Here is a 10,630-nt window from a genome sequence, read left to right on the forward strand (position 1 = left end):
GGGCTGGATGGTGCAAGCCATCTCGGTGGTTGTCCGGGCTCCGTGAGTGACCTAGACCCGAGGGCCCCTGTGCCCGGAACCCCACCCCGACACGCCCTTGCCCATCCCCCTGGCTGACTTCCTGCTGAAGAACCGCGACGCCATCATGTCGGCCTGGGAGGTGGAGGTGCGCTCCATCCCCGCCGCCCAGGCGCTGGCGGGCCCCGCGCTGCGCAACGGCCTGCCCCGGTTGCTGGAGACCATCGCGTTGATGATGCGCGAGCCCCGCCCGGAGCTGACGACGGGGCTGGGCGCCATCAGCGACCACCACGCCCTGGAGCGGCTGGGCGAGGGCTTCGACCTGCGTCAGGTGGTGGCGGAGTACCGGCTGTTGCGCTCGTGCGTGCTGCGCCTGTGGTCCTCGCGCGGGAGCGCCACGCCGAGGCCGGAGGAGGAGCGCATCTTCCACGAGGCCATGGACGAGGCGGTGGCCGCGTCCGTCAGCCGCTACACCCGCGCGCGCGAGCGCACGCTCCAGGCGCTGGACCGCATCAGCGCGGCGGCGCTGGGCAGTCCCGACGTGGCGGGCTTCCTGCCCCGGCTGCTCCAGGTGCTGCGCGAGACGGTGGCCGCGGTGGACGTGGCCGTGGTGCTGCTGCGCGAGGGCGACGACCTGCTGCGCGTGGAGAGCGCCGTGGGCGAGGGCGTGGACGTGGGGGGCCGCGTCCCGGTGGGCCAGGGCTTCGCCGGCACCATCGCCGCCACCCGCAAGCCCCTGCTGGTGCACGACGCGAGCCGTGACGCGCGCGCCCGCTCGGACGTGGTGCGCACCTCCGACGTGCGCGCGCTGTACGGCGTGCCGCTGGTGCTCGACGACGCGCTCATCGGCGTGGCGCTGATGGGCAGCCGCGCCACCAGCGAGCTGTCCGAGGAGGACTTGTTGTTGTTCCGCGCGATGGCGAACCGGGCCACCGCGCTGCTCGCGCAGGCGCAGGCGCACGCCCGCGAGCGCGAGGCCCACGAGGAGGCGGAGGTGTCGCTGGGGCGGCTTCGCGAGAGCGAGGCGGGCCTCAAGCGCTGGGAGGAGGTCTTCTTCCGCCTGGGCGTGGGCGTGGTGGTGGTGGCCGGCGAGCACGACGTGCTGCTGGACGTGAACCCCGCCTTCTCGCGCATGCACGGGGCCGCGCCCGAGGAGCTGGTGGGCAAGCCGCTGGAGACGGTCATCGCCCCGGAGGCGCGCGGCATGCTCCCGCGCCACGCGGCGGCGGCGCGCTCCAAGCCCTCGCACGAGTACGAGTCCCTGCACCTGCGCAAGGACGGCAGCCGCTTCCCCGCCTTCACCCACGTGACGGCCTTCCGCGACGAGACGGGCAAGGTGTCCCAGCGCGTGGCCACGGTGATGGACATCACCCAGCGGCGCGCGGTGGAGACGGACCGGCAGCGGCTCTTGTCCACCATCGAGTCGGAGCGCGCGCGGCTGGCGGCGGTGCTCGAGCAGCTCCCCGCGGGCGTGGTCATCGCGGACGCGGCCAGCGGCCGGCTGGCGCTCGCCAACCGGCAGGTCTCCACGCTCACCGGCCGCCCGTTCCAGCCCATGTCCAGCGTGGACGCCTTCGCGGGGGACTACGGCGCCTGCCACCTGGACGGGCGCCCGTACGCGCCGGAGCAGTGGCCCCTGTCGCGCAGCCTGCGCACGGGCGAGGTGGTGCAGGGCGAGGAGGGGATGCTGCGGCACGAGGATGGCCGCTCGATGACGGTGCTCGTCTCCAGCGCGCCCATCCGCGACAGGGACGGGGACATCATCGCGGGCGTGGCCACGCTGACGGATGTCACCGAGCGCCGGCGCGCCCAGGAGGCCGCGCTGCAGGCGGCGCGCTTCGGCGAGCGGCTCATCGCCATCGTCAGCCACGACCTGCGCAACCCCCTCAACGCCATCCACCTGTCCACCACGCAGCTCTTGCACAGCGAGGCCCTGCCCGAGCGCGAGCGCCGGCTCGTCACGCGCATCGCCCGCTCCAGCGCGCGGATGACGCGGATGATTTCGGAGCTCCTGGACTTCACGCGCGGCCGGCTGGGCGGCGGCATCCCCGTGCACCGCACCGCGGGGGATTTGCGCGCCGTGGTGCGCCAGGGCGTGGAGGAGCTGGAGGCCGCGTGGCCGGAGCGCACCCTGCGCGTGGCGGGCGGCAACGGGCGCTACGAGGGGCAGTGGGACGCGGACCGGCTGCTGCAGGTGGTGAGCAACCTGGGCGGCAACGCGCTCCAGTACAGCGCGGCGGATGTGCCCGTCACCCTCACGCTGACGGACCAGGGCGACACGGTGGTGCTGGAGGTGCACAACCCGGGCGAGCCCATCTCCCCGGACGCGCTGCCCCACCTGTTCGACCCGTTCCGCCGCGCGGGCCACAGCCACCAGGGAGGCGGCAACAGCGGGGGCCTGGGCCTGGGGCTCTACATCGTCGAGCAGGTGGTGAAGGGCCATGGGGGCCACATCGAGGTGACGTCCACAGAGGAGGCCGGCACGGTGTTCCGGGTGACGCTGCCGCGCGCGCCGCCGGCCTGAAGCAGGGCGGGGCCTCCTTCAGCCCTGCGTGCTCACCACGCGGGCCAGCGTGGCGCGCAGCTCGGAGAGGTCCACCGGCTTGGGCACGGTGCCCTGGATGCCCTCGGGCAGGGCCTGGTGGTTGCCCGCGCCGGAGACGACGACGACGGGCAGTTGCTTGAGCCGGTCATCCTCGCGCACGTGGCGCATCAGCTCCCAGCCGCTCATCACCGGCATCATCAGGTCCAGCAGCACCGCGTCCGGACAGGGCGGCCGCGACAGGCGCTCCAGCGCGGACTGGCCGTTGCCGGCCGTCTCCACGGCGAAGCCCTCCAGGGTGAGGAACTCCTCCAGGAGCTCCCGACTGTCGACGTGGTCTTCCACCAGGAGGACGAGGCTGGGCGTGCACATGGAGACTCAGCCTCGTACCGGCGTCCGACATCCGCCAGCCGCGGCGCGTCGAGACGTCCTCGCGTGGACGCCCCGGGTGTCCACCCGTGAACATCGGGCGATTCGGAGGTGAGCGAAGCTCAGCTCGCGGGGTCCTCCTCCGGCAGCAGCCTGTCCTCCAGCACCTCCTCCGGGGACTCGCCCGCCTGCACGCGCAGCGCCGCGTAGCGCAGGCCCGTCACCTCCGCGAGCGCCTCCGCCCGGCCGAAGACCAGCCCCGCGCGGCGCGCGTACAGCCGCAGGGCCCGCGCCAGCTCCGCGCCCGTGGAGAAGCGCTCCTCGCGCGCCGGCGCCAGCGTGCCCCTGAGAAGCGGCTGGAAGGCCGCCGGCACCGAGCGCAGCGCGTCCTCCAAATCATCATGGCCGTAGGCGCGGATGCGGCGGCGCAGCTCCCGGGCGGCGGCCAGGCCCACCGCGTTCTTCATGGCGTCCTCCAGCGCCTCGCCGGCGTCGGACGGCGGCTGGGTGAGCGCGCGCTCGTGGCGGTGGCGGCGCTCGGCCTCGAAGCGGTCCGCGCCCTCGAAGAGGTGGCGGCCGGTGAGCAGTTGCAGCAGCACCAGCCCCAGGCCGAACAGGTCCGCGCGGCCGTCCAGCGGCTGGCGCGCGACGTGCTCGGGCGCGGCGTAGGCCAGGCTCACGGGGGGCGCGGCGCGCGCGGTGTCCCCGGAGAACACGCAGGTGGCGGCGCCGAAGTCGAGCAGCTTCACCGCGCCGTGCTCGGTGACGAGGATGTTGTGGGGCGCCACGTCGCGGTGGACCACGCGCAGCGGGTGGCCGTGCTCGTCGGTGAGGGTGTGGGCGTGGTGGAGCGCCTCGGCGATCTCAGCGGCGACGTAGAGCGCGAAGCCCTCCGAGAAGGGCAGGCGCGAGCGGGAGGACGCCTCCAGCAGCGCGTCCAGCCGGTGGCCGGGCGTGTGCTCGAAGACGAGCACCGGCGTGTCGTCCGGGCCCTTGAGGTGGTGCACGGAGACGACGTTGGGGTGGTGCAGCAGCGCGGTGAGCCGGCCCTCCTCCAGCAGCCGGTGGATGGCCGCGGCGTCCTCGCCCAGCGGGCGCTTGATGACCGCGTAGCCGCAGAAGTCCGCCTCGTAGCGACGACGGGCGAGCAGCAACTCCCCGTGGTGCGCGGCCCCCAAGGACTTCACGAACTCATACGACGCGCGGCCGGAGCGCAGCAGGACTTCCGGAGGCCTGGAGGCGTCGGACGACGGGGGCGACATGGTCGGCTCTCCTTGCGACGGCGATGGGCCCGATGGGCCCGTGGGCGCACCGTGAAAAGTATGTTCGTCCTCCGGCTGGAAGTCACCCCATGGGTAGTGCGTGCCCCGTCCACCGCGGCCGGCTCCCAGCGCCCGTTCCTTTCGCGCGCCATCCGTCCGCTGACGGTGGAGCCCCTGCCCGGGGTGGTTCCTGTTTCCGACCTTGAACAGTCTTGGGCCGAAGTCTTGATTTTCAGTTTTGCGAATGGGAGGTGTGAGGTGGGCTCCGAGGGATGTCCAGGACCTGGGAGGGCGGGACCCGGGTCCGAGGACTACCCGGCGTATCGGTATTTCGCCTGATGACGTGGTGGGTTATAAGCCGGTCCGGACACACGTCCGAGGGAGGCCTGAGGCGGTGCAGGCCGGGGCCTCGGTCCGAACTCACAAGGTTGACGCGGTGAAGACCCACCCTGCAGGTTCCTCCACCCCTCGCAAGTCGTCCCGCGCGTCCAGCAAGGGCCGACCGAGCGACCGTGCCCGTCAGTCGCGTCAGCAGCTGGAGCGGCGGCTGGCGGTGAGCGTGGGCGAGGAGGCCCGCTCGGCGCGGATGCGCGCGGGGCTGACCCAGGCGGACGTGGCCGAGCGCATCGGCATCGCCGCGGAGGTCTACGGGCGGATGGAGCGCGGGAAGATGATGCCCAGCGTGCCCACGCTGTTCCGGCTCTGCCTGGCGCTGCGGCTGTCGGCGGACGTGGGGCTGGGGCTCGTGACGGCGGCCTCGGTGGGGGCGGCGCTGTGGGAGGAGGACTCGCGGGACAAGGACCACCTGCCGGAGATGCGGCGCCTCTTGCGCACGCTGCGGCGCATGTCCCGCGGACAGCTCAAGCTCGTCAACCAGGTGGCCGCCGCCATCCTGCCGCAGCGCTGAGTGTCAGCGGCTCGGCAGGCAGAGCGTGTCGGCCGGGCAGCGCTCGGGGAGTGGTGCTCCCGGGCGCGCGGACTCCCCCGGGTGCGTGGGCGTCTCACGGGGAGCCCGGGTCTGCTCCGCGGTGAGCGCGCCCCGCGCGGTGGACTCGGCCGAGGCGGCGGGCATGAAGCTCAGCGCCACCAGCACCAGCAACACGCCCAGCAGCAGCTGGAGCAGGCGACCTCGCAGGATGCGGAGGGAAGGCGGGGCGATCATCTCGCGAGCCTCCGCGCGGTGCGCGCTCGGGCGAGGACGACGCCCCGGCCCACCGGAGAGGCCGAGGACACGAGGGGAGACGGGGACGACGACGGGGCGACGACGGCCCGCCGGCACCAGGACAGGGACAGACGAAAACGCATGACGCGGGGCTCCGGAGTGCGGGGAAGTTGGTGAGCCCTCCCTCTGGTGTCCTCCCTCCCTCCGGGACAGGCCCGTTGTTCACCCCAGGACGTGCCACGTCCCCTCCGTCCGGCACCGGACGCGGGGCGCGCGCGACGATTGCCCGTGCTCTCCGGGTGACGCCTCGGCGGCCTGGGCGCTTGTCACCCCGCCGGGTCCCTGGCCTCATGGAGCCTTGAGGGGCCCACGAGAAGCGACGTGACGGATTCGATTCGGGGAAGGCGGCGGCGAGGATGCTGGCCGCGCGTGCTCATGGCGGTGTGGCTGCTGGCGCTGTGCGCGCCGGTGGGCCGCGCGAGCGCCCAGGCCCCGTCCACCCCCGACGCGGGCGTGCCCCCCGTGGCCGCCGAGGTGGACCTCTCGCGCACGGACGCGGGCTGGACGGTGGACACGGGGCCCTCCGACGCGGGGGCCGTCTTCCTGCCCCCCGCGCTCGCGCAGGACGCCCCCGCGCCGTATCCGCCCCAGCTCGCCGCCGAGCGCGTCTCGGGCGTCGTCCGGCTGGAGCTGCTCATCGACGCGTCCGGCGAGGTGGAGTCCGCCACCCTGGTCCAGGGCATCCACCCGCTGCTGGACCGGGCCGCGCTGCACGCCGCGCCGGGCCTGCGCTTCACGCCGGCCACCGTGGACGGCCAGCCGGTGGCGGTGCGGCTGGGCTTCGAGTACCGCTTCGAGGCGCCCGTGCTCGCGCCCGACGCCGTGGCCCAGGCGCCCGTCACGCTGAGCGGGCGCGTGCGCACCAAGGGCAACCGGCGCCCCGTCGTCGGCGCCACGCTGGTGTCCGAGGCCGTCCCCGACGCGCCGGTGCAGACGGACGCGCAAGGGGTCTTCCAGGCGCGCTGGCCCGCGGGGGAGCACCGCGTGCGCGTGTCCGCGCCGGGCCACAAGGCGGGGAGCTTCCGCGAGGTGTTGAAGGCGCAGGAGGCGCTGGAGGTGGTGTACGGGCTGGAGCCGCTGGTCATCAACCCGTACGAGACGGTGGTGCGCGCGGACCGCGAGCGCACCGAGGTCAGCCGCGTGACGCTGCACGACGCGGAGCTGCGCGAGGTGCCCGGCACCATGGGCGACCCGTTCCGCGTCGTCATGCTGCTGCCGGGCGTGGGCAGCATGCTGTCCGGCGTGGCCTACCCGGTGGTGCGCGGCAGCCAGCCCGCGGCCACGGGCTACTTCCTGGACGGCATCCGGGTCCCCATCCTGTTCCACCTGTTCCTCGGCCCCGCCGTCATCCACCCGGACTTCATCGACACCATCGACTTCTTCCCGGGCTCGCCGCCGCCGCGCTACGGGCGGCTGCTGGGCGGCGCCATCGAGGGCCGGCTGAGCCGTCCGCGCGATGACCGCGTCCACGGCAGCGCGTACGCGGACCTCATCAACGCGGGCTTCTTCCTGGAGACGCCGTTCCCGTCCACCGGCACCAACGTCAGCGTGGCGGGCCGCTACTCCTATACGCCGTGGCTCATCGCGCTGGCGGCCAACAAGCTGCAGGACCCACCCGCGCCGGGGCGGCTCAACGAGAAGGTGGTGCTCGACTTCTGGGACTACCAGCTGCGCGTGGAGCAGGACGTGGGCCGGGGCAAGCTGCGGCTGTTCGCGTTCGGCTCGTCGGACACCTTCGGCACCGAGGCCCAGGATGCGTTCGGCGACACGGCGATGCAGTCCATCGTCTTCCACCGCATGGACCTGCGCCACCGCCACCCGCTGGGGGGCGGAGAGCTGGAGCTGGGCGTGACGTGGGGCCTGGACCGCTTCGCCATCGTCAGCAGCGACCCGCCGAGCGACGCCACCGCCATCCACATCGACCAGGGCACGTGGGCCGCGCGCGCGGGCTACACCGTGCCGCTGGACCCCGCCGTGACGCTGCGGCTGGGCGGGGACGTGGACCACAAGCGCGCCATCGTCGACTTCTACGAGCGGACGCCCGACGAGCAGACCGAGCAGCTGGCCCCCGTGGCGCTGGCCACGTTCATGGGCGCGTGGGCGGAGCTGGTGTACCAGCCCTCGCCCCGGTGGTCCTTCGTGCCGGGCCTGCGCGTGGACAACTACCACCTGTCGCCCGGCATCGACCACGCGGTGCTGGAGCCCCGGCTCACCGTGCGCCACCAGTTCAACGACGCGCTGGTGCTCAAGGGCTCCGCGGGCCTGTTCCACCAGCCGCCCACCTCCCTCATCAGCCTGCCCGTGGTGGACGTGGGCAGCCTGCTGTTGGGCCTGCAGCGCGGCGTGCAGCTGTCGCTGGGCGCCGAGTGGAAGGCGCTCAAGGGCCTGGAGCTGGGCCTGGACGCGTACGTCAACCCGCTGGTGCGCACGATTGAGCTCACGCCCTTCTCCGACGAGGGCCTGACGGACGAGGAGACGCCGCTGCCGGACCCGGAGCCCGGCATCCCCGACCGGGGCGACATCGACTTCCCGGACTTCCAGAGCAGCGGCGTGGCCTACGGCCTGGAGCTGCTCATCCGCCACCCGCTGGGGGACAACTGGTTCGGCTGGCTGTCGTACACGCTGCAGCGCAGCCTGCGCCGCACGCGCTTCTACCGGTACGACTTCGAGGGCAACGTCATGGGCGAGGCGACGGGGGATTTGCCCTTCGCGTTCGACCAGACGCACGTGCTCAACCTGGTGCTCAGCTACAAGTTCTCCAACAGCGTCACGCTGGGCGGGGTGCTGCACTTCAACACCGGCCGCCCCGAGTACGGGACGCTGGGCACCCAGACGCACCGCCCGGGACGCGACGCCACGGGCCGGCCGTCGTGGGTGAAGGCGGACCGGGACGCGGTGGACCGGCTGCCGCCGTTCTTCCGCTTCGACATGCGCCTGTCGAAGGCCTGGGTCTACGAGACGTTCAGCCTGGAGGCCTACCTGGACATGCTCAATGTCACCATCAGCCAGGAGACGGTGAGCTTCGAGTACGACGGGGGCGGCGGCCGGCCGCTGTCCAAGAAGGCCGTGGGGCTGCCCATCGTCCTGCCCATCCTGGGGATGAAGGGGCGATACTGAACCCCACGATTGATGGATAGCGCACGCTTGCCGGCCCTCCCCGCGAGCGGCTTGCCCCAGGAAGGGGAGGGCACGGTTTGATTCAGGCCCGGAGCGTGTTGAAGGGAGCCGACCTGCCCCCAGGACGGATGGACACTCCCAGGCTCGACGGTGGACCGCCCGACATCAGGTGAAGACGCCATGTTCCACGAAGGGATTGCGACGACGATGTCGGAACGGCCGCCGCGGCGGGAGACGTCCCCGCGCGGCGTGATGGGGCTGGCCAGCCTCCCCGCGCCGCAGGACAGTGCTCCCGACAACACCCTGCCGCGGGGCGCCGAGGCGCCCGGCGTGCTGGTGGTGGACGACAACCCCGCCAACCTGGTCTCGCTGGAGGCCATCCTCGAGCCGCTCGGCGTGCGCCTGACGAAGGCGGGCTCGGGGGAGCAGGCGCTGCGCTTCCTGTTGCGCGAGGACTACGCGGTCATCCTGCTGGACGTGCGGATGACGGGGATGAACGGCTTCGAGACCGCGTCTCTCATCAAGCAGCGCGAGCGCACGCGCAACGTGCCCATCATCTTCCTCACCGCGTACGGCCGCGACGACACGGAGCTCGTCACCGGCTACTCCACCGGCGCGGTGGACTTCCTGCAGAAGCCCTTCCCGCCGGAGGTGCTGCGCTCCAAGGTGTCCGTCTTCGTGGAGCTGTTCCGCGCGCAGCACCAGGTGCGGGCGCAGGCGGAGCTGCTCCGGCAGAAGGAGGCGGAGGCGCGGGAGCTGGCGCACCGGGCCGCGGGGCACATCGACCGGCTGCGCGACTTCACCGCGCGGCTGTCGGAGGCGAGCACCGTGGCGGAGGTGTGCCGGGCCCTGTTCGAGCAGGGGCTGGTGGCCGCGGGCGCCAAGGCGGGCGCGGTGAATCTCTTGAGCGATGACGGCGAGGCGCTCGAAATCGTGGACGCGGTGGGCTACCCGGAGCAGGTGCTGTCGCGCTGGCGGCGCATCCCCCTGTCCCAGCGCGTGCCCCTGACGGAGGCGGTGCGCGAGCAGAAGCCCATCTGGCTGGGCTCGCTGGAGGAGTGGACCGAGCGCTACCCGCACCTCAACGCGCACGGCATCCACGAGTCCGCCATCGCGCTGCCGCTGCTGGTGAAGGGCCGGGCGCTGGGCGTCATCGGCCTGTCGTTCGCGCGGGCGCGGCTGTTCACGGAGATGGACCGGGCGTTCTTCTCCGCGCTGGCGCACGCGTGCGCGCAGGCGCTGGAGCAGGTGCGCCTCGTCACCGAGGAGCGCCGCGTGCACGAGGAGCTGCGGCGGCGCTCGGAGTTCGAGCAGCAGCTGGTGGGAATCGTCAGCCACGATTTGCGCAACCCCCTGGCCGCCATCTCCATGTCGGTGGGGCTGCTGGAGAAGAAGAACGACCTGTCCGACAGCCAGAAGCGCACGGTACAGCGCATCGGCCAGGCCTCCGAGCGCGCGGCGCGGATGATTCGCGACCTGCTCGACTTCACCAAGGCGCGGCTGGGCGGCGGCATCGCCCTGCACCGCCAGCCCACGGACCTGAAGGACGTGGTGACCCAGGTGCTGGACGAGGTGCAGGTGGCCCACCCCGGGCGGCATGTCGACGTGGAGGTGGCATCGGACGTGCGTGGGGAGTGGGACCCGGACCGCATCGCCCAGGTGCTGACGAACCTGCTCTCCAACGCGCTGGCCTACAGCCCGCAGGGCGCGCCCGTGCGGCTGCGCACCTTCGCGGAAGGCGGACACGCGCTCCTGAGCGTCTACAACGGCGGGGACCCGATTCCGCACGAGCTGTTGTCGCGGCTGTTCGAGCCGATGACGCGCGGGGCGCTCAAGGAGGGGCAGTCCAGCCGCAGCATCGGCCTGGGGCTCTACATCGTCCGGGACATCGTCCGGGGGCATGGGGGCAGCGTGGACGTGGTGTCCTCCCCGTCCGACGGGACGACCTTCACGGTCCGCCTGCCCCGACTGACCGGGTGAGTCAGGTCCTGGCCCCTGTGGGTGCGGCGCCTTCCTGCCCTGGGGGGCAGTGGCGGGTGTCACCCGGGGTGCATTTTGCTTCGGGGCGCGGGTCGGTAGGGGGCCGCGGCGCCCCGGGTG

Annotated in this window: 7 protein-coding genes; 4 read left to right on the plus strand and 3 right to left on the minus strand. The window is 72.9% G+C overall.

What is annotated here, in order from left to right:
* The first annotated feature begins 145 nt into the window (after nucleotides 1–145).
* A complete protein-coding gene (locus FL311_RS03810) occupies nucleotides 146–2,542 on the plus strand; it encodes a PAS domain S-box protein (RefSeq protein ID WP_368668541.1) in 2,397 nt (798 codons plus the stop codon).
* An 18-nt stretch (nucleotides 2,543–2,560) separates the two neighbouring features.
* Here the strand turns inward: FL311_RS03810 and FL311_RS03815 are convergent, their stop codons facing one another.
* Nucleotides 2,561–2,932, minus strand: coding sequence for a response regulator (locus tag FL311_RS03815; RefSeq protein WP_141323501.1), 372 nt, complete (start codon nucleotides 2,930–2,932; stop codon nucleotides 2,561–2,563).
* A gap of 119 nt (nucleotides 2,933–3,051) precedes the next feature.
* Nucleotides 3,052–4,191 carry a protein kinase gene (locus tag FL311_RS03820; protein WP_141323502.1) on the minus strand — a complete coding sequence of 380 codons (1,140 nt, stop codon included), beginning with the start codon at nucleotides 4,189–4,191 and terminating at the stop codon, nucleotides 3,052–3,054.
* A 436-nt stretch (nucleotides 4,192–4,627) separates the two neighbouring features.
* Here FL311_RS03820 and FL311_RS43950 point away from each other — a divergent pair, with 436 nt between their 5' ends.
* On the plus strand, nucleotides 4,628–5,098 hold the full coding sequence (locus tag FL311_RS43950; RefSeq protein WP_324289143.1) for a helix-turn-helix domain-containing protein: 471 nt from the start codon (nucleotides 4,628–4,630) through the stop codon (nucleotides 5,096–5,098).
* Between the two features lie 3 nt (nucleotides 5,099–5,101).
* Here the strand turns inward: FL311_RS43950 and FL311_RS03830 are convergent, their stop codons facing one another.
* The gene (locus FL311_RS03830; RefSeq protein ID WP_141323504.1) at nucleotides 5,102–5,353 is read right to left on the minus strand and encodes a hypothetical protein; all 252 of its coding nucleotides are present in this window, start codon (nucleotides 5,351–5,353) and stop codon (nucleotides 5,102–5,104) included.
* A 435-nt stretch (nucleotides 5,354–5,788) separates the two neighbouring features.
* Between FL311_RS03830 and FL311_RS03835 the strand changes: the two genes are divergently transcribed.
* Together FL311_RS03835 and FL311_RS03840 are read left to right on the plus strand one after the other, a co-directional pair.
* On the plus strand, nucleotides 5,789–8,530 hold the full coding sequence (locus FL311_RS03835; protein WP_141323507.1) for a TonB-dependent receptor: 2,742 nt from the start codon (nucleotides 5,789–5,791) through the stop codon (nucleotides 8,528–8,530).
* Nucleotides 8,531–8,710: 180 nt separating this feature from the next.
* The gene (locus FL311_RS03840) at nucleotides 8,711–10,510 is read left to right on the plus strand and encodes a response regulator (protein ID WP_141323505.1); all 1,800 of its coding nucleotides are present in this window, start codon (nucleotides 8,711–8,713) and stop codon (nucleotides 10,508–10,510) included.
* Nucleotides 10,511–10,630: the final 120 nt, after the last annotated feature.

Source organism: Myxococcus sp. AB025B (genome assembly GCF_006518215.1).
In the GTDB taxonomy this organism is placed as follows: domain Bacteria; phylum Myxococcota; class Myxococcia; order Myxococcales; family Myxococcaceae; genus Myxococcus; species Myxococcus fulvus.